The following is a 25565-nucleotide window of genomic DNA, read 5'->3' as shown; positions in this document are numbered from 1 at the left end:
ATGTGTGCCATCTCAGTCGGTAGATCCGGCGCGACAAGTTTCTCAGTATGCGTTCTTGTGCACGAATCCCTTGAACAGAGTCATGAGAACGATCTTCAGATCAAACGCAAGCGACCAGTTCTCAATGTAGAAAAGGTCACATTCGATGCGCTTGTGAAGATCGGTAGAGCCTCGCCAGCCGTTGACCTGTGCCCAGCCGGTGATGCCCGCCTTCACCATGTGTTTTTTCATGTAGGACGGAATTTCGTGCTTGAACTTGTGCACGAACACCGGCCGCTCCGGCCGCGGTCCAACGATCGACATGTCGCCCAGCAGGACGTTGATGAACTGTGGTAGTTCGTCCAGGCTGGTCTTGCGAAGGAAACTGCCCACACGGGTAGCGCGATTCTCGCCGGCCTTCGCCCACACTGCGCCAGAGGCGCCCTCGGCGTCGACCGGCATCGAGCGGAACTTCAGCATCCAGAACGTCTTGTTGTTCCAGCTCATCCGCTCCTGCCGATAGAAGATCGGGCCTGGGGAGCTCAGCTTCACCGCCACCGCAATCGCGAGCATGATCGGTGAGATCATGAGCAGGATGAGGCCGGCAAGAATACGGTCCTCCAGGGCCTTGATCAGGCGGGCGCCGCCCTGAAGGGGGGTCTGCTGAAGATTGATGACGGGAAGGCCCGCGACCTGCTCGACGGAGTGGTTCAGCAGGTGCAGCCCGAACATGTCAGGCACGAACTTGATATCGGCAGTGGAATGCTGCAACTGATTCAGGGCAGTTGCGATGTTGTCTTCGTCGCGCATCGGAAGGGCAATCCACACCTGATCGATATGATTGGCCTCCACGTACGTGCCGAGCCCATCCAGTTCCCCCAGCTTGCTTGCATGCTGCACGCTGCCGCGGTCAGAGGGGGTTCCGAACCAGCCGCGCACCTCAATTCCTGCCCAGGATGCCGACCTCAGGGAGTTGACGATGTGCTGCGAATCGGTCGTGGCGCCCACGATGACAGCGCTCCGCAAGTCTGCGCCCCGGGCCCGGATCCAGCCGGCGATGCCGCGAACGCCAATGCGGAGTGCAATTACGCCCGCCAGGCTCATGCCAAACCACGAGGCGAGCCATATGCGTGAAAGCTCATCGGTTACCTGGATCGCGGTCGAGTAGGCGAGAAGGCCTCCGAAGATCACGGCGAACTTCATCAGGACCTTGCCGAACTCGGCGAGCAGCCCGCGCCCACGCCAGCTCTCGTACAATGACGAGGATCCAAGGACGAGAAGTGCGAAGAGAACGGTGATGGAGACCAGGCGGGCATAGTTCATCGGCATGTGCAGATCGCCGAACCTCATCGCATAGGCCGCCAGTGCAGCGGCCACCAGGATGAGAGGATCCCCGATTCTCAGCGCCAGGCTGAGCGCAGGAGCAAATCTGTTTCCTGAAGCGTTCCAGAGCCCAGCGTGGTGCCGTGCAGGCATGTAAGACATGTCGATTTCTTCCTTGTAGAGGATCCGTGCATCCAGCAATCGCCTCGCTGCCCGGCGGGCTGGCGGCGCCAATCCGGCCGTCAGTCCAACCCGTTAGCTGTTACAATCGATCACAGGATGATAACAGAACCTTCACCAAGGCGTGACCTGCGTCCGGATTCCCGGGGTTAGGGCCGAGGGCGCCGCCTCATCGGCCTGGTAGGGCTGGGTTCAGTTACACCCTCATGTCAGGTATGCTGCTTGGCTAACTTTCGTATGCGAAGCGTTGGTGGCTGACGTTATGCACCTCACGTCGCCCCGCCAGAGGATTGGCCCATGTTCAACAAGGTGCTGTTGGTCTGCATCGGAAACATCTGTCGAAGCCCGACCGCAGAAGTGCTCATGCGGCACCAACTCAGGGATCGCACAGGGGTAGATGTCTCTTCCGCAGGGCTTCAGGCATTGGTCGGTCGGCCGATAGATGAGACCGCGGGAGATCTGCTTCGGGAGAAGGGGCATGATCCGAGCGCCCATCGAGGGCGTCTGGCGACGCCATCCGTGCTGGCGGCGGCTGACCTGGTGCTGGTGATGGAGCAGTCCCACGTGGCGCGAATCGCCCGCGAGGTTCCTCAGGTAAGCGGCAAGACATTCCTGCTGGGGCATTGGGATGGAAGGGCGGAGATCCCCGACCCCTACCGCCAGCAGAGGATCGCGTTCGAACACGTTTACGGTTTGATCGAGCAGGGCGTTGCCCGCTGGGCCAGCCACATCAAGTAATTGCCGCACTGGTGCGGTTTTTTCACGAAACGGAAGCTATGACCAAGGAAACCAGTGCGCGGCCCAACCGCGAAGACGACGAGATTGATCTGCGGGATCTGCTGGGCGTTCTGATTGACCGCAAGTGGTGGATCCTGGGAACAACCTTCCTGTTCGCGATGGTTGGCGCCGCCTACGCGATCCTGACGCCGCCGGTGTATCGGGCAGAGGCCACGGTGCAGGTTGAGTCGAAGATGCCGACCATTCCGGGTCTTGCAGACCTGACCTCTCTTGGCGGCGGCGGCAGTACCGCGTCCACCACTGAGGTTGCGCTGCTGACCTCGCGCACGATTGTCGGTACCGCGGTCGACAAGATGCAGCTTGAGACGGTCATCGAGCCCCGGCGTTTCCCATTGGTGGGAGGGCTGATTGCACGTCGTTTCTCGGGTGAGACCGAGGGGGAGGTGGCGGCTCCGGTTCTGGGGCTTTCCAGCTATGGCTGGGGCGGCGATGAGCTGAAGATCCATCGCCTGGATGTTCCGGCACGGCTGCTCGACGAGCCGATGATGCTTGTTGCAGGTGACAAGGCTGGGGAGTACTCGCTGCTTGATGACGAGGGCGAAACCATTCTTGCCGGCAAGGTCGGCATGCCCGCCGAGGCGCGCGGGATCAAGATTGAAGTCGCGAGCCTGAATGCCAATCCGGGCATGCGCTTCACGCTGACCAAGCAGCGTCGCCTCGATGTCATCGCCGGGCTGCAGGAAGACATCCGCGCGTCCGAACAGGGCAAGGACTCGGGCATCCTTCGCGTCAGCTATGAAGACACCGATGCGGATCGTGCGCAGGCGCTGGTGCAGAACATTGCTGAAGCCTACGTCCGGCAGAACGTCGACCGCGGCTCTGCCGAGGCCGCGACGCAGCTTGCCTTCGTGAAGGATCAGCTCCCAACCGTGCGCAAGCAGGTGGAGGACGCGCAGGCGGCAATGGCGGCTTACCAGTCCCGTTCGAATTCCGTCGACATTACGATGCAGACCAAGGGTCTGCTCGAGCAGGAGGTCGCCGTTGAGGCCAGCATCCAGCAGCTGCGCCTGAAGCAGGCGGAGATGGATCGCAGCTTCACGCGCGAGCATCCGGCCTACCGTGCGATGCTGAACCAGATCGGCGAGCTTGAGGCACGCAAGAGTGGCTTCCGTCGTGAAGTGAGCGCGCTGCCTGATACGCAGCAGGAACTGCTGCGACATACCCGTGATCTGCAGGTCAGCAACGAGCTGTACACCGCGCTGTTGAACCAGGCGCAGCAGTTGGATGTTGCGCGGGCCGGTACGGTTGGCAATGTCCGGATCGTTGATGATGCGATCGTTGATATCAGCAAGCCGGTGAAGCCTCGCAAGCCGCTGATTGTTCTTGTGTCGTTCCTGTTGGGCGCATTCCTGTCCACGGCCGCAGTTTTCCTGCTCCGCATGCTCAATCCTGGCGTGGAGGATCCGGCGCAGATCGAGGAACTGGGGTTGCCCGTGTATGCCGCCATTCCGCTCAGCAACTCGCGGAATCTTCTGAAGGTTCAGAAGGGCAAGGGTGGCAAGAAGCGCGTGGTGGCAGATGGCCGGTCCCACCTTCTGGCCGCTGCCGAGCCCGCCGACCTGGCGGTGGAGGCATTGCGCAGCCTCCGCACAAGCCTGCACTTTGCAATGCTTGAGGCCAAGAACAACATTCTGGCCATCTCGGGCCCGCGGCCCGGTGTCGGCAAGACCTTCATTTCGGCGAACCTGGCGGCTGTCGTCGCTCAGGCGGGCCAGAAGGTCCTTGTCGTCGACGTTGATATGCGAAAGGGTACCCTGCACAAGGTGCTGGGCGTGTCGCATTCCGGGGGCTTGTCTGACGTGCTGGCCGGCAAGGTGACGCTGCAGGATGCGATTCATGCCGTCCCGGGCCTGGAGAACATGCATTACATCACCCGCGGTGATATTCCGCCGAACCCGTCCGAGCTGCTGATGCACCCGCGCTTCCTGCAGCTGCTGGAGGGCCTGGCCAAGGAATACGACCTGGTGATCGTCGATACGCCGCCGATTCTTGCGGTCACCGACGCCGCAATTGTGGCCAACCACGCCGGCTCTACCCTGATGGTGACGCGATTCGGCGTGAACCAGCCGAAGGAGATCGAGCTGTCGATGAAGCGCTTCGAGCAGAATGGCGTGAAGGTGAAGGGCGCGATCTTCAATGCGGTGGAGAAGCGTGCCACGGGCTATTACAGCTATGGCTACTACGAGTACGCTTCAAGCGAGAAGTGATTGCTCCAAGGGGTGAGCTGAAGGGCTTTCACCTCCGGGAGAGAGGAAGGGTCGGTTGCATGTGCAACCGGCCCTTTCTTTTGGCTGCAGGACACCAGGTCAGCGCAGGCAAACGAGAAGGGCCGGCTGCGCTGACAGCCGGCCCTTCCTTGGTCTCTGTCGAGTGGGGTGGATGCCCGTCGTCAGTCGTCGATTCTGTCGAGATTGTTGAAGAAGAAGTCCGGATCCCGCTCTGAAGTCAGCTGGTACAGCGCATAGCTTCGGCTCAGGCGCGCGCCACCATCCCGATACAGCGGATTCCAAGCGAACGTTGCACGCGCGCGGGTTGAGCGTGGCAGCAGGAAGTCGAAGGGGATCGAAATGAAGATGCCCTTATCGAAACTGCCTTCGCCAAAGTCCTTGGATGAAACATCGGTCTTGGTGGCGTATGCGCCCATGTTGACGCCATTGTCGAAGGCGCGCGCGACCGAGACCGTGGCGCCCCAGTCCTTTGCCAGGTAGCGACCGGCGCTGATCATGCTGGTGATCTTGTGCTCATCGCCCCACTGATAATAGAAGCTGGCGTGGCCGGTGGTGGTGCTGTAGTCGCGGAAGCTGAAGCGTTGATCGAAATCGCGCTGCTTCACCCAGTTCAGCTCGGCACCCACGGCCCAGCGCTCGTTGAGGGGGCGGTAGAGGATCTCACCACCCACACCGCCGTACATGGCCTCGAACAGCCCGGCGTAGGCCGAGCCATACAGGTCTTTGCCCAGCTGATGATTGCTGGTGAACTGCAGGTTGGTCAGGGTCAGGTCTTCCGTAGTCAAGTACTTACGGATGTTCGTGCGGACCCGGGGCAGGTTGCTTGGGGCGTCGTAGCGGAAGCGGTCGTAGTTGTTGTACGCGTTGTAGCTGAGCGTTCCGCTCAGCCAGGTATTCCGCGTGAAGTGGAAATTGGCCGAGTAGGTGCCTGCGACCTGGAACAGGAAGAAGCCATCGGGACCACCGAGCTGCTGCTGGTATCCAATATTGAACGCGCCGTCGTAGCGTCGAAGTGGCGCCGCATAAAGGCTCTCACGGCGCTGCTGAGCAGGTGCTGCCTGCTCGATGTGGCCGGCCAGTTCGCTCAGCGGGGTACGATTGTCGAGGTAACTGTTGAAGGTGCTGCGCTCGATGCTGCTTTCCACGACGGGTACGCCCAGGCGGGTATTCTCGATCGTGAACCAAGTGGTATCGGATGGCAGTTCGGAATCCAGGATGCGCGCCGCGCGGCCAACTCCCTGCGCCGGGTAGTAGAACCGGCGCTGTTCGCCGCTGACAATGACTTCCGATCCACGTCGGCTGATGCCCGTGACACGAAGGCCGGCGTTCTCTTCCAGGGTCCGGCTCAAGGCGGGCCAGTCGATGTCATCCATTGATTGCGCAGAGGGTGCCGCGGATGCTCGCGCAACTGGGGGTGGATCCAGCAGCTTGGGCGTGGATTTCGCTCGTGCCACATTGCCGCGCAGGGTAATGCCGAACATGGCTGTGTCGCCGCGCTCCCAGCCAAGATGCAGTTGCACGTTGGGATTCACGGCATAGCTTGCGCCCAGGTTGATCGGGCTCTTCTGCGTTTGATTGTTGTTCTGTGGTTCGCGCTTGTAGTCGTTGCCGTCGTACTCAAGCTTCAGCTGCAGGGGCTCCCAGGGGGTCTGGTACGCGATGCCGCCGAAGATGCCGACGGGACCGCGGAACATACCCTTGCTGTTGAAGTTGCCAGTGCCCTGCGCGCGCGGGCGCTCTTCAAAGCGATCGCTGATCACCCGAAGTGGGTTCGAGAAATCGCCTCGATTGCCGATGTAGCCGGTGGCGAGGCCGAGGCTTGCATCGATGGGCCCGAATCGCTTGCTTGCAACCAGATACTCACTGGAGAACAGGCCAGTACCGCCGATATCGCGGAAGCCTGCGGACAGCTCAGGCGCCCATCGGCTTTCCTGCCACAGCCGGACCTTCAGGTCGATCGACTTGTCCTTGTAGTTCTGCTTGCCGCTCAGCCATTCCGGGCCATAGCGTCGGTTCGCTACCGATACATAGCGGAACGCGCCTTCGACCCAGGGCAGGGGCTGCATCACCACGTTGTAGCGACTGTAGGGCGAGGTATGGCTTGCGGTGAAGCTCACCTCGCCGTCGTCGGCCATGCGTGCGGTGGGGGTCTGCAGAAGGCCAACGCCGCCCCAGTCGCTCGCGGTGGGAGCAGGCGCTGTTTGTGCGTGCAATACAGCACTGACGCTCAGGCTGAGAAGGGCAGCACTGGTGCGTGCCAGTGGGATGGAACGATGGCGCATCAGTATGAAACTCCGGGTGCATCCAGCACCTGGGTGGCAAGGAAGCGCACGGCATCCTCGTTGACATCGGGGGCAATCGTGCGGATCTTCGCGGCGTCCAGCGGCACATAGATCACCGCTCCAGGAGCAAGGTGCACGGGTGTGCTGCGGTTCCACAGGGCCACGCCGAGTTGCTGCACTTTGCCGTCGGGCTGGATGACGTAGAGATCATCCCGGCTCGCCGCTGGCAGGATGGGGCAGGCGCTGCGATAGTGTCGTGCGTCAAGCGAGAACTGATGTTCGAGCTTGCACGGTTGTGCTACGGCACCAGTCACCTGCACGGTATCGGGTCGGCCGGGATAGACAACGCGGTCGCCCTCAAGTGCGGGCCGATTTTCCGTGGCGCTTGCTTCAAGGCGGCGCGGATCAAGCAGCTGTGGCTCACGCCCCGTTACGGGTAGATCCCCGAGTTCGCGCGCCAGTAGAGCGGCTGCCTCGGCAAGCTCCGGGGCGTCCTGCTGAGAAGCGAGCGTTTCAAGGTCGAAGAGCAGGCCTGCCTTGAGGCGGGTCTGAGGCAGCAGTGAGCGTTGTCGCAGAAGCGCCGCTCCCGGCATGTAGGCTTCTGTATCCGGTGCTGCTGCGAGTGCTGCCGCGCTGAGGCGGGCCCGGGCAGGCAGGGTGTGTGCGCCAGGGTTACGGACATGGCCGACCGCTTCGACGCCAATCGGCGATGAGGCGTGCGCATGGGTGGCCAGCGCCAGTGCCAGCCCAAGGATGATCGGTCGCAGTGTCATCGGTTCTGCAGGTCCTGCGAGTAGGGCTTGAGCTGGACAACTTCAAGGCTGGTGTCGGGTGCGATGGCTTGGATGCTCTTCCAGATGAACCCGTTGGCAGGATCGACCCAGTAGTGGTTGTCGCGCTTCCAGCCTTCGCCCTGAAGCCGCTCCCGCACGTGCAGCAGCTCGCGTTCGCTCTCCAGGATATGGACCTTCTCTTTGCCCAGGGTGGTCAGGGTGCCGATGACCTTCATTCCATAACGATAATCAGGCATCACGTCGTATCGGCGTTGCACGGTCGTGCCGTCTGCTATCCGGTGCAGCGCGTGGAAGGGGGAGTCCCCTTCGAGCGTCATGTCCTGAAGCTCCGGGCTGCTGCCGTGGGTTCCGACGACGACACCATCACGGAGGAAGACGATGCTTCGCTCGGAGCTGTACCAGGCCTGGCGCCCGGAGTCGATGTTGCCAAGCACCAGGACGGCGCCGCCTGCCGGACCGGTGACCTTGATCTGCGGGAATCGATTGGCGGCTACCTCGGCGGCCGTGGGGTCCACGTCGGGCTTGCCCTGCAGCGCCATCTGGACCGACTTGACGCTGGTCTTGCCCACCACGCCGCAACTGGTTGCGGTGATGAGTACAAGCAAGGCCAGCGCCACGGGGCGCTGGCGGTTTGCGTGTCGGGTGGCGGCCTGAGCGATCCTGCTCATGGTGCGGGCCACCTTACTTGTCCAGGTCGCTGCGCGCGCTGGCGGCGTTGCTGATGATGGAGGTGAACGGCAGCAGCTGGTTCACGAACCGGCTCCAGCGGGTCACGCCAGCGGCGCCGACGAACACGACATCGCCGGGCTGCAGGTCGAACTGGCTGGCCACGGCAAATGCGGTCGGTGACTTGGCTTCCAGATGGAACACCTGCGACGGAGTGCTCTGCAGGTCGTTCGAGCCGCGGATCACGTAGACAGCGTTGCCATTCGACGTGGTCTGCAGCAGGCCGCGCGCACGTCCAAGGGCCTGGCTCAGGGAGATTTCGCCGGTCTTGAAGTTCATTGCACCCGGCTGATTGACCTCGCCAACCACGAATACTTCCTTGTGGTCGAGATAGGGCACGTAGATGTGATCGCCGGACTTGAGGAACACATTGGTGTCACCGCCGCCGCTGCGACCCAGCCGATCGAGATCGATGGTGTAGGTGGTGCCATCACGTGTCAGGCGAATGCCGGAGAGGTCGGCCTGTGCCGGGTCAAGGCCTGCCTGGCTGATGGCATCGCCCATCGTCAGCGGCGTTACCGTCAGCGGAACGGTGGCGGCCTGGCGCGAGGCGCCGGTGACCCAGACGCGCTGGCTGGCATAGGTCAACATGGAGACGTCCACCTGCGGCGCTTCGATGTAGCGTGCCAGCTTGGTGGAGATCTCTTCGCGCAGTTCGCCGGGCGTCTTGCCCGTTGCGGTGATCTTGCCGATGTAGGGATAGAACAGCGTTCCGTCGGACTGCACGAGGCGGCCTGCGGCGTTCAGCTGCTGCTGCGGGCCCGCTGGCACGGTCAGTTCGGGGTGATCCCAGACGGTGATGTAGAGAATGTCGCCAGCACCGATGCGGTAGGGGCCTGGCTGATACTGGGTCAGGGCAGCGGGCAGCGCCGCGACGTCGCGGGTGGCGCGCTCCATGGCGATCAACTTGGGCGTGATCGGAATCAGTTCGATCTGGTCGTTGCCAATGGGCTGATCATCGCGAGCGAAGGTGCTCGAGCGAAGATGCTGGCCTGGCGCCCACATGCAGCCGGTCAGGGTGAGTGCCACCGTCATTGTGGCTACGAAACGCTTGCAGTCCATCGAAATCTGTTCCTGGCCCGATCGGGCATGAAAAAGCCCTCGCCGAACGTCGCCCGGCGAGGGCGGGGTTACTGCTTCGGCGGACCGATCAGTTGGTGCCGGTGGTGCCGGTGGTGCCGGTCGTACCGGTGGTGCCGGTCGGCGGGTTGGTGGTGCCGGTACCGCCGTTGTTGCCCGCGTCGTCCTTGCTGCTGTCCGCAGCAACGCTGTACAGCACGCCAGCAGCGGCAATGCCCAGGCCCACGGTAGCGACGGTGGTCAGGGTGCCGGTGGCGGCAGCGCCAGCAGCTTCAGCACCAGCAACTTCGGCGCTGGTTTCGGCGGCGACAGGAGCTTCCTGGGCGAACACCGGCGAGGACAGGCCCAGCAGGGCCAGGGCGGCAATCATCTTCTTCATCTACGGGGTCTCCTACTCCGTGAGGGAAATTTTTCCACCGCTATGTTGGCTGCTATTCATTTGCTCTGTCAAGGAACGTGAAGAAATTGTGCAGTAGCGTTGGCGGTTCTCAAAAATGCTGGAAGATCTCGGCCCTGCCAGAGATGAGCTTTGCCAGCGCGATGACGAGTTGGTGCGTGTGGACATCGGGCAAGGCGAGGGGCAGGACCATTCCCGCGAGTACGGCAGCAGCGGCTGCCACTGCGTTAGGACGAGACGAGGGGCCCGCGGTGTGCATTGCCCACGTGCTGCAGCCCAGTCCAAGCATCAGCCCGGCAATGACCTCCGAAAGGCTATGCGCATGCAACGGGATTCGTGACCAGGCAATGGCGGTGGCCAGCAGCACGCCGATGACCAGGCCGATTCTCCGGGGGAGCTTGCTGGTCCCCGCCAGCAGCGCGCCAACGACCGGATAGATGACGCTGGACATCGCGGCGTGCCCGGAGAAGCCGGTGAAGTGCACGCTCTTGATGCCAATCCCCCAGCCCATGAAGGCCAGCTTCGAAGCAAGCGTGACGCCGGCGGTGACGGCGATGGCCAGCAGCCATCGCCATTTCAGGCGTGCGTCTGCGCGGGGCAGGGTGATCAGCAGCACCAGGGCCATCGGCAGCAGCCACCGGCTGTCGCCAAGGGCGGAGAGGGTTCGCCAGACGTCGGACATCCAGTTCACAACGGGTCGCGGCGGGCCAGCATATCCACTTCGTGGGCTGCGCAGAACGACGCCCGCTTGGTCCATTCAGCCAGACGCGGTATCCTTTCCCGCTGCCAATGGCCCCGTAGCTCAGCTGGATAGAGCGTCCCCCTCCTAAGGGGAAGGTCGCCCGTTCGAATCGGGCCGGGGTCACCACCCGCCACACCGCACGGCAACCGCTCGCCGGGCTTCTACAGCAACCCCAGCCCACCCAGCACCGCCGCTACTTCCTCCCGCTCGCCATCCCGCAGCCCCTGCAGAGGCAGTGGCAGGCAGTCTTCGCCGCACAGCCCCAGCAGGGCCGCTGCGCAGGCCATGACGCGAATCCCGCCAAACCGGTCATACAGCGACCACAGCGGCGCCAGTCGTGTGGACAGAGCAAGGGCGCCCTCCGCATCGCCATTGCCCACGGCCCGCACGATCTGCAGCGCAACCTCAGGGAACAACCCTGCTGTCACCGAATACCAGCCATCGCACCCCGCCAGCAGTCCACGCACCGCCGAGGCGTCACCACTGACGCCCAGCGTCACATGCGCAGGAACGCACGCACGGAGTGCCGCAACGCGCGCGGCCGCCTCGGCCGGATCGTCAGCAAGGCGCGGAATCTTGATCGAGGCGATGTTGGGCAGCGTGGCGATCCGGCCATGCAACGCATCGGAGAAGCGGAAGTGCGTGGTGCCCGGATTGTCGTAAACGCAGATGGGCGTGCGCACCGCTGCGCATACGGTTTCGAACAGCGCTTGCACCTCATGATCCTTCAGGGGCTGGTAGGACACGGGGGCCAGCAGCAGGCCAGCAGCACCCGCATCCTCCGCATCCAGCGCCAGTGCCAGCACATCGCGGGTACGCAGTGCACCGATGCCGGCGATCACCGGTACGCCCCCGGCATGCGCGAGTGCTTCGCGCAGTACCCGCTTGCGCTCGGGCTTCTCCAAGTAGGCGTAGCTGCCGGTGGAGCCCAGGACACCCATCGATTCAATACCGGAATCGGCCAGGCGCTCGACCAGTCCGCCGAATGCACGCAGATCGATCCGATGCTCGGTGAGGGGTGTGAGCGGAAACGCGCTGAGGCCTTTGAACATGGAATGTACCGATTGGGTCAACAGAAAGGGCGGCCGGGCTGGGCGAGCATGGCTGGACGCGTGGAATTGTTTATTGTCCTATGACAAAACTCAAGTGCGGCCATGCAGCGTGTCTATCCGGGGCAAATGGCGCACCATGAATGCCATGGAACCGAACCTTCGCCCCGTCCAGCCTTCGAACTACGCCATCGTCGCCAGCTGGCCCGAATCCGCCGGGGCCACCCAGCGCTGGGCAGGCCCGGGTGTGCCGTTTCCACTACCGCCGGAGCGGTTCGCGCAGGTGCTTGAGCTCGAGGTGCGCCCGGGCTGGGCGCTGCTGGACGAGCAGGGTGTTTGTGTAGGCTTCGGCCAGTACTGGATGACCGGCGCCGGCACCGCGCACCTGGGCCGCATCATTGTTTCCCCACTGGCACGCGGGCGCGGCCTTGGCCGGCTGCTCGTTCAGTCCTTGAGTGCACAGGCGCTGCGCGAAAGCGGTATCCAACGCCTCACTCTGCGCGTCTATCGTGACAACTCGGCCGCCGTGGCCCTGTACCGCGATCTCGGTTTCCAGCAGGTTGAAGCGTCCTCAACGCCGGAACTTCTGTTCATGCAGCGCACGTCAGGCTGAATCCGGCTCAAGCCAGTGTGGCGGCCTGCAGGGCACACCATTGCTCGCGGGTGATGCGGCTGATGTGCTCGGTACGGTAGTCGCCAAGGAAGCTGTTGAACTTGTTCACTTCGGTATGGTGATGCTGGAAACCGCATTTGCGCTGCGCGGTGAGCGATTGCAGGTTGTCAGCGAAGTAACCGCACCACAGCGCTTCCAGCTCCAGCTGCAGGAATGCATGCCGCATCACTTCGCGCACCGCTTCGGGTACCAAGCCGCGGCCCCAGTACGGTACGCCGATCCAGTAGGCGATCTCGCCTTCGCGGTCGCTGATCTCGAAGTTGCTGTCAGCGCCGATCAGGATGCCGACACAGCCGATGGCGCGGCCGTCTTCGCGGTTCTGCAGTGCGTAGACCTCCGGCTGGTTGAAGACGGTGCGGATGATTTCGGTACTTTCCTCGACACTGGTGTGCACCGGCCAACCGGCGATCGGACCCACGCGCGGGTCGCGGGCGTACTCGTACAGATCGGCGGCGTCGGTGTCTCGCCAGGGGCGAAGGATCAAGCGTTCGGTGTGCAGCTGCATGTCGATTCCAAGGAGACAAAGTGAGTGCACAGGCTAGGTCGCCAGGCGCGGCCGGCCCAGAGCGGGACCTTGATGGTTTCGGTACTTTTCACAACTGATGGTCGAGCCCGGGTATGCTGGGGCCCGGAATACCGCCGGATCGGCCCATGGACCGCGTACCCCAGCTTCTGGACCAGGACGAATCCATGCGGCTGGAGGTCAGTACGCTGGCCGAAGGACAGGGCGTCCCATTGTCGTTCGGTCACGCCTATCTGGTGGTACTGGTATGCGTCTCGGGGTGCGCGCACTTTGCACTGAATTTCCGCGAAGTAGCGGTGCAGCGTCATGATGTGCTGGTGCTGGCAGAGGACACACTGGCGCTGCTGCGGCATCGCTCGCGCGGCTTCCTGGCGATGGTCTGCCTGATGCCCAAAGCGCTGGCATCGGAGGTGGCCTATGTGTTGCCCAATGCGCTGTTCCAGTTCCTGCACGAACAGCCGCACTGCCGGCCGTCACCGTTGGATGTGCCGTTGCTGCAGGGATGGTTGCAGCTAATGATGGACGCGCAGCACAACGGTGGACGGCATCGCCACGTGATGCTGCGCAATCTGCTGCAGAGTTTCTTCCTGAAGATGGCCACGTTGCTGCCGAAGCAGAAGCGGGCGCCCGCGCAGGTCAGCCGGCGCGAGCGCTTGGCCTGGAGCTTCTGGGAGCTGGTCGGGCAGCGCAGCACGCGCCAGCGTGACGTGCAGTCCTACGCCGAGGCGCTGTGCATCACCCCGTTCTATCTTTCGCAGCTGACCCGCGAGTGCTTCGACGAGACGCCGAAGGCATTGATCGACCGTCAGGTGGTGCTGGAGATCAAGGCACTGCTCACCTACAGCGAATTGCCGATCGGTCGCATCGCCGAGCGCCTGTGTTTCGAGGATGCGTCCTACCTGTGTCGCTACTTCCGGCGGCATACCGGTCAATCGCTGACCGGCTACCGCCGGTCGGGGCAGGGCGGCACTAATGTGATACGAACAGCGGCGCCGGTACTTCGGCGAGCAGATCCTCGGTGACTCCGCCGAGCACGCGCTCGACCACCCGGCTGCGGCTGTAAGGGCCCAGCACCAGCAGGTCGGCGTCGGCATCGAGTACGTGCTGGCGGATGGTTGCGGCAACGCCGCCCTGGCTCGAACTGATCGCCTGGATCTCCACTTCAACGCCATGCCGCGATAGATGCTGGGCCATCTCTGCGCCGGGTGTGGCCTCGGCCTTGGGCGTGTCGACCATCAGCAGGTGCACCGCGTGTGCACGTGCGAGCAGGGGCAGCGCATCGGCCACCGCGCGACGTGCCTGCTTGCTGGCATTCCAGGCCACCACAATGCGATGGCCGACCTGATCGCCTTTCCAGTGCGGCGGCACCAGCAGCATCGGCACGCCGGTCTGGCGCAGGGTGCCCAGCGGGTGCCAGCCAGAAGGGGCGCCGGGAGTACGCGGATAGCCGGCGATGATCAGGTCGCAGTACAGCGACTGCAGGGCCAGGTCGGCGCCGCCCAGATAGTCCGAGACGATGCGCAGTTCGGTGCTGATCTGCAGCGGCTCGGACACGGCTCGCAGGTTCTGCATCAGCTGTGCGGTGCAGGCGGCATCCGCGCGCGCCTCATGGTCGAGCGCGGCGGCGATGCCGGCGCCGCGCGCGAAGCCGTTGGCGATGTCGGTGGGATGCTGGGCGGTGGAGACTGCGACCAGATGCGCCTGCTGCGCCTGCGCCAGATCGGCGGCGATGTTGAGAACGCGGTTCCCGGTGTCGCTGGCGTCGAACAGCACAGCGATATCGCGTAGTGGATGCAGCATGGCGTTGTCTCCTTCGATGCCTGTGACGCGTTCCCTGTCGCGCACCGACCCGGGTGCACCGGACGCATACCCGTTTTAGCGCAATGGTGATTCGGATGAATCACCCATGATTCAGTTTATTAATTGATGATTCATGCTAGCGTGAGGGCGAACCCATACCTCAGCGTTTTCATGCGACCTGCCGCAGCACGCACCCGCCGCGACCTGCACCACGCCCTGGCAGCCACCCTGGTCAGCCATCCCCGCTGCACGCTCAGCGAACTGGCGCAGGGGGCAGGCATCAGCCGGGCCACGCTGTATCGATTTGCACCGACACGTGAAGCGATACACGAAGCACTGTTCGCCGCAGGCTTCGAGCGTCTGGAAGCGGCGGCGGTCTGGTTCGACAAGGGCGGTGATGCACGCCACGTGCTGGAGCAGGTCACCGCCACGCTGCTGGCGGACTGGGAACTGGTGACGCTGCTGTTCGCGCGGATGATGGAAGAGCAGCAGCGCCAGGGCGACCTGCATCTGCTGCCGGAGCGCTGGGCGCCGATCGGCGAGCGCTTCGAGGCGTTTTTCCTGCGTGGTCAGGCGGCCGGAGAGTTCAACGTCGGTTTCACCGCAGTGTGGCTCGCGGACTTCTACTGGACCTGTTTCTACGGCATCACCTGGTCACTCGCACGTGGCCGGCTGGCGCCGGCCACGGCGGCCTCCACGCTGCTCGCGTCGTTCCAGCACGGCGCGATGAAATCCTGATCGCGACGCCTGCGGAGTAATTCGTGCCGATCTGGGCCTGCACTGCATCCTGCGCCGAATTCGCGTGACGCCTTGCCGGAAAGGGCGTTCGCACTGCCGGAATCGTGCACGGTGTCCCACTTCTCTGTTGCTACAACTGTCGCCGTGGAACAGCGCCGGATTGCGCGGAACTAAATGAGACGTTCATCACACTTTTGCTGCGGTGCGGTATCGTAGTCGCTTAACTTCTACCTGACCAACAGGGTCCAGGGACGGTTGTAGCGGCCATGGAGCCGGCAGAACGTGCGTTCGCGCGTGTCGCCAGGCTGATGTGCTCGTCCCAGGCGACCTACTGACATCGGCTCCACGCGGGCCGACCGGGGAAATCACCATGTGGCAGTCGACGACGTCGCGCATTCGCGCGGGCGATGGATCCGTTCATCCCGAGAAAAACATCCTGTGCCTGCGGCCAGGCCGCTGGATCGCGCTGGTCCTGATCCTGCTGTTGTCGATGCTGACGCCATCGCTGGCTTGGGCCGCAGCGTACGCCACTGGCGGCAGCAGCCCGTATCGCAACACGGTGTTGTGGTTGACCTGGGGCGGCGGTGCCAACGGCGTGAACAACGTCGTACTCAACGATGGCGCGACGTCATCGATCGACCTGCCCATCGCATCGGGCATCAACCTGCGCGTCGACTGCCGGTTGAACACGGCCGAGACCAACGTGCTGCGCAGCTATCGTCCCGGCAACTTTGGCGGCGACAGCCTCGACGATCTGTACAACATCGGCGGTACCGGCACCAGCAACCAGCTGATTGCCGGTATCGCGCGTGCCGGTGGTACATCCAGCTTCAGCATCACCTGCACCTCGACCGTGGGGGGGGCGCCTTATCGCCTGCGCGGCGTGGTAATGGCCGACGCCGAATCGATCAACAACAGCGGCGAATTCGTCGAAGCCAGTGCGCAGGGCACCTGGAACGTGGTCGAGGTCCGCAAGAACCTGGCCAATGCCACGCCCTATCTGGTGAACAAGTCGACCAGCGGTGCCAACCAGGTGATCCGCTTTGGTCCCGGCAATGATGACAACACGGCGGCGGTCACCTTCCTCAGCTTCGACAACGCTGCGCACGCGCCAGGCAACCTGGCGGTGAACATGGGCTTCTCGATGCGCGGCAGCGGGACCACCGCCATCGCCATCGGCCTGCTGGTGCCCTACGCGGACTTCGGTGATGCGCCGCAGAGCTACGGCGATGCGATGCACGTGGTGGATGACCTGCAGTTCCGATCGGACGGCATCCCGGCTGGCGCCAGCAACTTCAACATCAACACCGCCGGCTACACGCCCGGTGGCCTGGCGCCGCCGCTGACCGACTTCCTCGGCAGCGTGGGCCCGGACACCGAACAGCGCAGCAGCTACAGCGCCGATGCACTGGGCGACGACAACTCGCCGGTGGCGGGCAGCCGCGAGGAAGACGGGTGGCCCAGCAACTACCGGTTGACCGTGATGCAGGCCGGTACCCTGATCAACCAGCCAGTGGCCTGCGTCGGCAATGGCAGCGTGGCCGGCTGGATCGACTTCAACCGCAACGGCCAGTTCGATGCCAACGAGCGCAGCAACACCGCGCTGTGCAGTGGCGGCCAGGCCAACCTGAGCTGGACCGTGCCGGTCGCAGTCAGCGCCGGCACCAGTTACGTGCGACTGCGTTACGCCACCAACGCCACGCAGATCCAGAACCCCACCGGTGTGGCCGATGACGGTGAAGTGGAAGACCACCGGGTCATCATCACCGCGCCGTCGCTGAAGGTGGTGAAGGGCAACAATGCCACCGGCGGCGTGTGGAACTACGGCCAGGCAGGCACGACGTACACCCTGACCGTGAGCAACACCACCGACGTGCCGACCGGCAATCCGCCGAATGTGCCGGCGGGAGTGATCACGGTTCGTGACCAGTTGCCGGCCGGGATCGTGCCGAACTGGACGGGTGTCCATGTGAGCGGCAGCTGGAGCTGTACGGCCAGTGGCCAGGACGTCACCTGCACCAGCAGCCAGGTGCTGGCCGCGGCCGGCAGCCCCGGCTCCAGCTCGGCATTCACGCTGCCGGTGACGGTCACCGCGGCTGCGATCGGGGTGTTGACCAACCATGCCAGCGTGGGCGGCGGCTACGATCCCTTCAACAATGGCAATCCGCCGGCACCGGGCAGCAGCTGCACCGACGCCGACCACTGCACGCGCAGCGACGTGACCGTGCCGGTGACGCGGGTGGGCTACGCCAAGCGTTCGAACACCGCCGGCCCGGTCGCGGTAGGTGCGACCGTCAGCTACGCGGTGGATGTCACCGTGGCCGACGGCAACACCCGCGACGTGCTGACCTTCACCGACACCCTGGGCACCGGCCTGGATTTCGCCAGCGTCAACAGCCCGGGTGCTTTCACCTGCAATGCGGCCAACCCGCTGGTGTGCACGCTGCCGGCAGGCACTGTGCCCGGCACCTACAGCCTGAGCTACACGGTCACGGTGAATGCCCAGGCCAGTGGCCAGGTGGTCAACACCGTGGTCGGCACGGGTACTGACACGCCGACCTGCAGCAGCAACTGCACCACCACCACGCCGGTGGCGGCGCCGCGCATCTCGGTGTCGAAGGCCAGCGGTACCGCCGGCCCGGTTGCCATCGGTGACAGTGTTGCCTACACCGTGACGGTGCTGGTGGCCGACGCGCGCACCACGGCGGTGACCACGCTGACCGACACGCTGGGCATCGGCCTGGACTTTGGCAGCATTACCAGCGCGGGTAGCTTCAGTTGCACGCCAGGCAATCCACTGGTCTGCACGCTGCCGGCCGGCACCGTTCCGGGCAGCTATGCATTCTCCTACACCGGCGTGGTCAACGCGCAGGCCAGCGGCCAGGTGCGCAATGCGGTGGTGCCCAGCGGCACCGACAACCCCTCCTGCGTGGGCAGCTGCGATACCACCACGCCGATGGCCGCCGCGCAGGTGGTCTATGCCAAGCAGGCCTCGACCGGCGGCCCGGTGCGGGTGGGTGACCGCATCGACTACACCCTGACTGCAACCGTGACGCGCGCGCGGACCAGCGCCGTCGTCACCCTGACCGATACGCTGGGCAGCGGTCTCGACTTCGCTGGCGTCAGCAGTGCAGGCGTTTTCACCTGCAACGCCGCCAGTCCTTTGGTCTGCACACTGCCGGCCGGCACCGTGCCGGGTACCTACAGCCTCACCTATGGCGCCACCGTCAATGCGCAGGCGAGCGGCAGCGTGCGCAATGCCGTGCTTGGTAGCGGCACCGACAACCCGTCGTGCAGCGTGAACTGCGATACCACCACCCCGGTGGCGACACCGGGCGTGAGCTATGCCAAGTCGGTGAACAGCACCGGTCCGGTTGCGGTGGGTGATCGCCTGACCTACACCCTGACCACGGTGGTGACCAACTCGCGCACTACCGATGTGGTGACCCTGACCGATACGCTGGGCACCGGACTCGACTTCGGCGCGGTGACCAGTGCGGGTGCCTACACCTGCAATGCTGCCAATCCGCTGGTGTGCAACCTGCCGGCGGGAACTGTGCCGGGCAGCTACAGCCTGACCTACACCGCCGTGGTGAACGCACAGGCCACCGGCCAGGTCACCAACGCCGTGCTCGGCAGCGGTGGTGACAACCCGTCGTGTACCGCCAACTGTGGTACCAGCACGCCGGTGACCGGCAGCGCGATCGACTACCGCAAGACCTCGGCCGCAGCCGGTTCGGTGAAGGTGGGGGACAGCATCGCTTACACACTGACTGCAGTGGTCAGCAACTCGCGCACCACGGCGGTGTTCACCCTGACCGACACGATGGGCCCCGGCCTGGACTTCGGTGCGGTGACCGCCAGCCAGGGCTTCAGCTGCAATGCCGCCAATCCGTTGGTGTGCACGCTGCCGGCCGGTACGGTGCCGGGCACCTACACGGTGGACTACACCGCACGTGTGAACGCGCAGGCCAAAGGCAGCGTCAGCAACGCGGTGCTCGGCAGTGGCACCGGCATCAACACGTGCACCAGCAACTGTGGCACCACCACGCCGGTGCTGTCGGCGGTGGTGACCTACCGCAAGCAGTCGCCCACCGTCGCTCCGGTGGGCGTGGGCGATGCAGTGGACTACAGCGTGGAAGTGACGGTCGCCAACTCGCAGACCCTCGATACGCTGACCCTGACCGATACCCTGGGCACGGGCCTGGACCTGCAGTCGGTCACCCAGCCGGGACCGTTCACCTGCAATGCCAGCAACCCGCTGGTCTGCACGTTGCCGGCCGGCACGGCGCCGGGCACCTATACGCTGGGCTACCGCGCGCTGGTCAATGCCCAGGCCAGCGGCAGCGTGCGCAATGCCGTACTCGGCACCGGCGGTGACACGCCCACCTGCAGTGGTGGCTGCAGCACCGAGCACGCGCTGGCCGAACCGCGCGTGGTGCTGGAGAAGCAGTCCGGACCTGCCAGCGGCACCGAAGTGCGACCGGGTGACCGCCTGCGTTATACGCTGGTGGCCACGGTTGAGCGGGCGGCGCTGCGCCAGCCGCTGCAGCTGGTCGATACGCCGGACGCCGGCTTGAGGATCGAAAGCCTGCCGGCCGGATGCGTCCAGCAGGGGCCCGACATCGTCTGCACGGTGCCGACGGGTACCTCGATCGGTCGCCACGAGTTCGTCTACCAGGCCGTGGTCAACCAGGAGGCCCGCACCGAGGTACTGAACCGCTTGCGCGGGCAGTATCCGGATGGCTCGCCGCCGCCGGACTGCACGATCTGCGAGACGCGCCACAAGGTGGTGTCCGATTTCGCCCTGCGCATCACCAAGACCGCCAGTCCGCGCCGGGTGAAGGTGGGCGACCTGGTGCGCTACCAGCTGGTGGTCGAGAACGTGGGCGGCAGCCATTGGCGTGATGGCGTGGTGGTCGACACCCCGCCGCCGGGCTTCAGCCATGTCGATGGCTCGATGCGCGTGGCCGACGATGACGGTGCGTTCTCGCTGGCCAGCAGCCAGGTACCGTTGCGCATCGGTGCGGTGGACATTGCCGTGGGTCGCAGCGCGACCATCACCTACCTGTTGCGGGTGGGCGCCGGCGTGCGCGCGGGCAACCATGTGAACCAGGCCGTTGCCACCGCCGACGATGGCACGCCGCTGTCGAACATCGCCACCGCCGAGGTGGCGATGGATGCCGATCCGCTGCTGGTAGACAGCCTGGTGTTCGGCACCGTGTTCGACGATCGCGACGGTGACGGTTGGCAGGACAGTGCCGAGCTGAGCGGCGTGCGCGTGCAGGGCGGATTCGCTGCTGCGGCCTACGTGCCGGGCTCGACCACGCTGGACCGTGGCGACGGCCCGCAGCCGCTGGCCGATGCAAGCGCGCCGCTGCTGCACGGGGTGCAGATCGGCGTGGTGCATGGTCGCGCGTCGACGTCCGACATGGCCGAGGCCCACCGGGTGGTGCTGCGCCAGCGCCTGCGCGAACTCTCCTTCAGCGATGACTTCGTGCTGGAAAGCGCGCAGGGCCATCGCCTGCGGATGGACGCACAGGGCGCCACGCGCGTGGAACGCAGCGGTGACGCCGGCAAGGGCCTGACCGCGGCCAAGCCGACCGTGCGCCGCGAGATCGCCCGCGTCGCCGAGGGTTACGAAGTGGCTTACGTGATCGGCAACGAAGGTATCCAGGAGCAGGGCATCCCCGGTGTGCGTCTGGCCACGGTGGAAGGCCTGCTGGTCGAGACCGATCCGTTCGGGCGCTACCACCTGGCTGACGTGCACGGAGGTGACGCGCGCCTGGGCCGCAACTTCATCATCAAGCTGGACCCGGCGACGGTGCCGGCCGGTGCTGAACTGACCACCGAGAATCCGCTGCTGCGGCGGGTGACGCAGGGCGTGCCGACCCGCTTCAGCTTCGGTGTGCGCCTGCCGCCGTCGCCGCAGGCCGCCGCCGAGCGCATGGAGATCGCGCTGGGCGAGGTGCTGTTCGCACCGGGCAGCAGCGAGCTGCAGGCCAACTATCGCCCGGTGCTGAAGAAGATGGCCGAGGTGGTGGACCGCTACCAGGGCGGCGAGGTGGTGATCGCCGCCAACGGCGAAAGCCAAACGCTGGCCTTCGCCCGCGCTGCGGTGGTGCGCGATGCGCTGCAGGCCGAGGTCGCGGAAAGTGCGCGTGCGGGCCTGACCGTGCAGCTGCGCACCGATGTGCGTGATCCGCACTCGCTGCTGGCCGGAGTGGATGCCGGTGGTGCGCTGCTGGGCAACGTGCTGTTCGACACCGACAAGGCCACCGTGCGCGACGAGTTCAAGCCGTTGCTGGCCGCCATCGCCGCGCGCCTTGAGGCTCTGGGCGGCGGCCAGGTCAGCCTGATCGGCCACACCGATGTGCGCGGCAGCCATGCCTACAACCAGGCGCTGGGCCTGCGTCGTGCCAACGCCGTGTTCGAGGCGCTGCGCAGTCAGCTCAGCCCCGCCGTGCAGCAGCGCCTGCGCGTCCGCAACGAGGAAAGCGCCGCCACCCGTGCGGCCGCCCGCCAACAGGAGGCACGCCGATGAGCGCGCATCACTCTGCCGCCCGCCGCGCGGCCCGCCTGCCGCGCGCTGCGCTGTATCAGGCCCTCCTGCTCGGCCTGGCCGGTGTCGCCCAGGCCGCGCCGCCGCCCACCGAGCCGGCGCCGATCCGTTGTGACGGCAACCAGTGCAACGCCGAGGGCGAACTGTTGTTCAGCCTGCGCTCGCGCAGCTACGACGAACCGGTGACCGAGGGAACGTCCACGCGTTCCAGCTCGCAGGCCCTGCAACCGGACCGCCGGGTCAGCCTGGCGATCGATGAGCCGGGTAAAGCGACGGTCCGGGGCGAGTTCATGATCCGCCTGCCGGAAGGCGGCGCGATCTGGGCCACCGAAGACCCGGCGATGGGCCAACCGGAACTGTCGGTCTCCGCACCGGGCATGGTTGCCTTCGACGAAGGCCGCATCGTGCGGCCGGTCGAGTTCTACGTGCGCGGCAACTACACCACCTTCATCCAGCGGCTGGAGGTCAGCGTCTACCGCGGCAGCGACACGGACCGTGTGGCAGCCCTGGCGACGTTCGAACTGCCGGTGGCCGCCGTTGCCCAGGGCGTGTGGGATGGCACGTTGCCGGCCTCGACGCCGCTGCGTCGCGGCGACCGGCTGGTCTACGTGCTGCGCGCCTTCGATGCCGAGGGCAACGTGGATGAAACCACCGCGCAGTCGATGCAGCTGGTGACGCCAGCGGAATTCGAGCGCGGCAACCAGCAGTTGCGTGACGCGCTGGAAGACCGCCGCGGTACCTCGATGGACGCCAACCAGGCCGCGTCGTTGTCACTGTTGCAGCAGGTGTTCGATGGCAATGGCCTGCGCCAGCAGAACATCCCGGTGTACGGCTCGCGGGTGCGCCTGCGCGGCCGCGACCTGCCGCTGGGGGCGTCGCTGAAGATCAATGGCGACAGCTATCCGCTGGATCAGGATCGCAAGTTCGCCGCCGAGTACCTGATGCCGATCGGCCATCATGCGTTCAACGTGCGCGTGGAGCGACCAGATGCGCCGGCGATCGCGCGCACGCTGGAGGTCGATGTCAGCGGCCAGTACCTGTTCGGTGTCGGCCTGGCCGACATCACCGTGTACCAGAACAAGGCCAGTGGGGCAGGGCAGGACCTGGCGCGGGGCGAGCGCAATGATGACGTGCTCAGCGATGGCCGCCTTGCCTTCTACCTGAAGGCAAAGACCCGTGGCCGCTACCTGCTGACGGCACAGGCCGATACCCAGAACCGTCCGCTGGACCAGCTGTTCACGGGGTTCACCAACGCCGATCCGCGTGACCTGTTCCGCAGCCTGGACCCGGACCTGTACTACCCGACCTACGGTGATGATTCGCTGACCCAGCGCGATGTCGACAGCATGGGCCGCTTCTACCTGCGCATGGACTGGGACAAGAACCAAGCGCTGTGGGGCAACTACAACACCGGCCTGACCGGCACGGAATACGCGCAGTACGTGCGCTCGCTATACGGCGCGGCGCTGTCGTGGCGCTCGCGCGATGCCAATGCCTGGGGCGATGCGCGCAGCGAGCTGCGCCTGTTCGGATCACAGGCCGAAACGGCGCCGGGCCACAGCGAGTTCATCGGCACCGGCGGCAGCCTGTACTACCTGCGGCATGCCAGCATCCTCAGTGGCTCGGACCAGGTAGTGCTGGAAATCCGTGACCGCACCACCGGCCGCGTGGAGCAGCGGGTGCCGATGGTGCGTGGCGCCGATTACGAGATCGACGCCCTGCAGGGCCGCATCCTGCTGACCCGGCCGCTGGCCCAGGTCAGCCGCGAGAACCTGCGCCGGATCAGTCGCGACGTGCCGCTGGACGGCTATGAGCAGCGCCTGATCGTCGACTACGAATGGGTACCGACCGGATTCGACAGCGACGACATCACCGCGGGCGTGCGTGGCAAGCACTGGTTCGGCGATCACGTTGCCGTGGGCGCCACCTACGTGGACGAGCAGCGCTCCGGCCAGGACTATTCGTTGAAGGGCGCGGACCTGACCCTGCAGGCCGGCCGTGGCACCTATCTGAAGGTGGAGCACAGCCGCAGCGAGGCGACCAGTGCGCCGGTGTTCTTCTCCGACAACGGCGGCCTCAGCTTCAGCCGCCTCAACCCGGAGGGGCCGCGCGAAGGCGAGGCGACCGCCGTGGAGGCGCGCATCAACCTGCGTGAGCTGGGCTGGACGCAGCGCGACTGGAGCGCCGGTGCCTGGTGGCGCCAGGTGGACGGCGGTTACTCGGTGGGCCGCTTCGACACCGGCCAGCGCGTGCGCGAGCAGGGCGCCGAGCTGCTGGGCTACGTGACTGACGACTTCAGCCTGTATGCGCGCTACAGCGAGGCGCGGCGCGGCAACGAATCGTTGATCCAGGCCCAGGCGACGGCCGAATGGCGGATCGGCGAGAACGACCGCCTGTCGGCCGAGCTGCGCCGTGTGCAGGAAGACCGTGGCCTTGGCGGCAACGTGGCCGGCGTGCTGGCTGCGGCGCGCTACACGCACCGCATCGGCACGTCGCTGGATGTGTACGGTGGTGGCCAGCTGACCGTCGACGACGACCATGGCCGCTACGCCGACAACGATGCGGTGGTGGCCGGTGGTACCTGGACCTTCGCCAACCTCTCCACGCTCGGTGCGGAAGTCTCCGACGGCGACCGTGGCACTGCCGCGCAGGTCAACGCCGAATACCGGCTGACCCCGCAGCACAGCTTCTATGGTGCGTTCACCCAGTCCACCGACCGCAGCGAGTACGACCCGCTGTTCAGCCCGAACGCGCAGGATGGCTGGACCCTGGGGCAGCGCTGGCGCCTGTCTGATCAGGTCAACGTGTTCAATGAAAGCCAGTTCCTCAAGTCCGGGCAGGAGTCCGGCCTGGCGCACACCTTCGGCATGGACTTCTATCCGGCGGTGGGCTGGAACGCGGGCTTCACCCTGAGCAGCGGCAAGCTGGACGCCAGCAGTGGCCAGGTCGATCGCAAGGCGGTCAGCCTGTCCGGTGGTCGCACCGCGCCGGGCACCGAGTGGCAGAGCAAGCTGGAATGGCGTCGCGATACGGGCGCCGAGCGGCGCACGCAGTGGGTCAGCACCAACCGCCTGAGCCATCGCCTCAACGACAGCTGGCGGATCGCCGCGCGCTTCAACTATGCCGATACCGACGATGCGATCAACCCGGTGGCGGGCGCGCGCTTCATCGAGGGCAACCTGGGCTTCGCCTACCGGCCGTGGGACAACGATCGCTGGGCGCTGTTCGGTCGTTACAGCTACCTGTACGACCTGTCGACGATGGGCCAGGTGAACGGCGTGGACTACGACCAGCGCACCCAGGTGCTGTCGCTGGAAGGTGTCTACCGCATCGACCAGCGTTGGGAAGTGGCAGCCAAGGCGGCGCGCCGCGAAGGCGAAGTGCGCTACGGGCGTGGCACGGGTCCGTGGTTCGATTCGGCCACCAACTTTGCTTCGGGCCAGCTGCGCTATGACCTGTACTACCAGTGGCACGGTCTGCTGGAGTATCGCCTGCTGGACGTGCGTGACGGCGGTCGCAGGCAGGGTTGGCTGGCCGGTGTCGATCGCGATATCGGGCGCAACTTCCGTGTGGGCGTCGGCTACAACTTCACCGACTTCAGCGATGACCTGACGAAGTTCGACTACACCCACCGCGGCTGGTACCTGAACCTGGTGGGGCGTTACTGAGGCGCGCAGCCGAGCGAGCATGT

General features: G+C 65.1%; 17 protein-coding genes and 1 tRNA gene. 8 read left to right on the top strand and 10 right to left on the bottom strand.

What is annotated here, in order from left to right:
* Nucleotides 1-42: 42 nt before the first annotated feature.
* Entirely contained in the window at nucleotides 43-1464 is a 1422-nt protein-coding gene (locus RI032_RS20535; protein ID WP_010484734.1) for an undecaprenyl-phosphate glucose phosphotransferase, read from the bottom strand.
* A 315-nt stretch (nucleotides 1465-1779) separates the two neighbouring features.
* Here RI032_RS20535 and RI032_RS20530 point away from each other — a divergent pair, with 315 nt between their 5' ends.
* The gene (locus RI032_RS20530; RefSeq protein WP_134958769.1) at nucleotides 1780-2220 is read left to right on the top strand and encodes a low molecular weight protein-tyrosine-phosphatase; all 441 of its coding nucleotides are present in this window, start codon (nucleotides 1780-1782) and stop codon (nucleotides 2218-2220) included.
* A gap of 38 nt (nucleotides 2221-2258) precedes the next feature.
* Nucleotides 2259-4487, top strand: coding sequence for a polysaccharide biosynthesis tyrosine autokinase (locus RI032_RS20525; RefSeq protein WP_099559444.1), 2229 nt, complete (start codon nucleotides 2259-2261; stop codon nucleotides 4485-4487).
* Between the two features lie 182 nt (nucleotides 4488-4669).
* Here the strand turns inward: RI032_RS20525 and RI032_RS20520 are convergent, their stop codons facing one another.
* From RI032_RS20520 to RI032_RS20495, 6 genes are all read right to left on the bottom strand, one after another.
* Complete coding sequence (locus RI032_RS20520; RefSeq protein ID WP_134958768.1) at nucleotides 4670-6790, bottom strand: YjbH domain-containing protein; 2121 nt, start codon at nucleotides 6788-6790, stop codon at nucleotides 4670-4672.
* Nucleotides 6790-7563 carry a capsule biosynthesis GfcC family protein gene (locus RI032_RS20515; protein WP_100053203.1) on the bottom strand — a complete coding sequence of 258 codons (774 nt, stop codon included), beginning with the start codon at nucleotides 7561-7563 and terminating at the stop codon, nucleotides 6790-6792. Before RI032_RS20515 ends, RI032_RS20520 begins: the two co-directional genes overlap by 1 nt.
* Complete coding sequence (locus tag RI032_RS20510; protein ID WP_322547643.1) at nucleotides 7560-8252, bottom strand: YjbF family lipoprotein; 693 nt, start codon at nucleotides 8250-8252, stop codon at nucleotides 7560-7562. Before RI032_RS20510 ends, RI032_RS20515 begins: the two co-directional genes overlap by 4 nt.
* 13 nt (nucleotides 8253-8265) lie before the next feature.
* On the bottom strand, nucleotides 8266-9372 hold the full coding sequence (locus RI032_RS20505) for a polysaccharide biosynthesis/export family protein (RefSeq protein WP_010484747.1): 1107 nt from the start codon (nucleotides 9370-9372) through the stop codon (nucleotides 8266-8268).
* A gap of 88 nt (nucleotides 9373-9460) precedes the next feature.
* A complete protein-coding gene (locus RI032_RS20500; RefSeq protein WP_010484749.1) occupies nucleotides 9461-9769 on the bottom strand; it encodes a hypothetical protein in 309 nt (102 codons plus the stop codon).
* 109 nt (nucleotides 9770-9878) lie between these two features.
* Complete coding sequence (locus RI032_RS20495) at nucleotides 9879-10469, bottom strand: phosphatase PAP2 family protein (RefSeq protein ID WP_010484750.1); 591 nt, start codon at nucleotides 10467-10469, stop codon at nucleotides 9879-9881.
* A gap of 109 nt (nucleotides 10470-10578) precedes the next feature.
* Between RI032_RS20495 and RI032_RS20490 the strand changes: the two genes are divergently transcribed.
* Nucleotides 10579-10655 (top strand) — tRNA-Arg (locus RI032_RS20490).
* Nucleotides 10656-10690: 35 nt separating this feature from the next.
* Here RI032_RS20490 and RI032_RS20485 read toward each other — a convergent pair.
* Nucleotides 10691-11581: a dihydrodipicolinate synthase family protein gene (locus RI032_RS20485; RefSeq protein ID WP_322547642.1), complete on the bottom strand. Its 891-nt coding sequence runs from the start codon at nucleotides 11579-11581 to the stop codon at nucleotides 10691-10693.
* 145 nt (nucleotides 11582-11726) lie between these two features.
* On the opposite strand from RI032_RS20485, the gene RI032_RS20480 reads away from it, so the two are divergent.
* Nucleotides 11727-12191: a GNAT family N-acetyltransferase gene (locus tag RI032_RS20480; protein WP_322548285.1), complete on the top strand. Its 465-nt coding sequence runs from the start codon at nucleotides 11727-11729 to the stop codon at nucleotides 12189-12191.
* A 7-nt stretch (nucleotides 12192-12198) separates the two neighbouring features.
* Here the strand turns inward: RI032_RS20480 and RI032_RS20475 are convergent, their stop codons facing one another.
* The gene (locus RI032_RS20475; protein WP_322547641.1) at nucleotides 12199-12756 is read right to left on the bottom strand and encodes a GNAT family N-acetyltransferase; all 558 of its coding nucleotides are present in this window, start codon (nucleotides 12754-12756) and stop codon (nucleotides 12199-12201) included.
* A 146-nt stretch (nucleotides 12757-12902) separates the two neighbouring features.
* Between RI032_RS20475 and RI032_RS20470 the strand changes: the two genes are divergently transcribed.
* Nucleotides 12903-13796 carry a helix-turn-helix domain-containing protein gene (locus tag RI032_RS20470; RefSeq protein ID WP_322547640.1) on the top strand — a complete coding sequence of 298 codons (894 nt, stop codon included), beginning with the start codon at nucleotides 12903-12905 and terminating at the stop codon, nucleotides 13794-13796.
* On the opposite strand, the gene RI032_RS20465 is transcribed toward RI032_RS20470, so the two are convergent.
* Complete coding sequence (locus RI032_RS20465; protein ID WP_322547639.1) at nucleotides 13744-14574, bottom strand: universal stress protein; 831 nt, start codon at nucleotides 14572-14574, stop codon at nucleotides 13744-13746. The genes RI032_RS20470 and RI032_RS20465 overlap by 53 nt on opposite strands.
* Nucleotides 14575-14745: 171 nt before the next feature.
* Between RI032_RS20465 and RI032_RS20460 the strand changes: the two genes are divergently transcribed.
* The 3 genes from RI032_RS20460 to RI032_RS20450 all read left to right on the top strand — a co-directional run bounded on the left by RI032_RS20460 (nucleotide 14746) and on the right by RI032_RS20450 (nucleotide 25542).
* Nucleotides 14746-15312, top strand: coding sequence for a TetR/AcrR family transcriptional regulator (locus RI032_RS20460; protein ID WP_322547638.1), 567 nt, complete (start codon nucleotides 14746-14748; stop codon nucleotides 15310-15312).
* 370 nt (nucleotides 15313-15682) lie between these two features.
* The gene (locus RI032_RS20455; RefSeq protein WP_322547637.1) at nucleotides 15683-21856 is read left to right on the top strand and encodes a CshA/CshB family fibrillar adhesin-related protein; all 6174 of its coding nucleotides are present in this window, start codon (nucleotides 15683-15685) and stop codon (nucleotides 21854-21856) included.
* Nucleotides 21853-25542 carry a TonB-dependent receptor gene (locus RI032_RS20450; RefSeq protein WP_322547636.1) on the top strand — a complete coding sequence of 1230 codons (3690 nt, stop codon included), beginning with the start codon at nucleotides 21853-21855 and terminating at the stop codon, nucleotides 25540-25542. Before RI032_RS20455 ends, RI032_RS20450 begins: the two co-directional genes overlap by 4 nt.
* Nucleotides 25543-25565 lie beyond the last annotated feature (23 nt).

Source organism: Stenotrophomonas geniculata (assembly GCF_034508895.1).
GTDB lineage: Bacteria > Pseudomonadota > Gammaproteobacteria > Xanthomonadales > Xanthomonadaceae > Stenotrophomonas > Stenotrophomonas geniculata.
The sequence above is the reverse complement of the archived record's forward strand: the minus strand, read 5'-3'. Positions and strand labels throughout refer to the sequence as shown.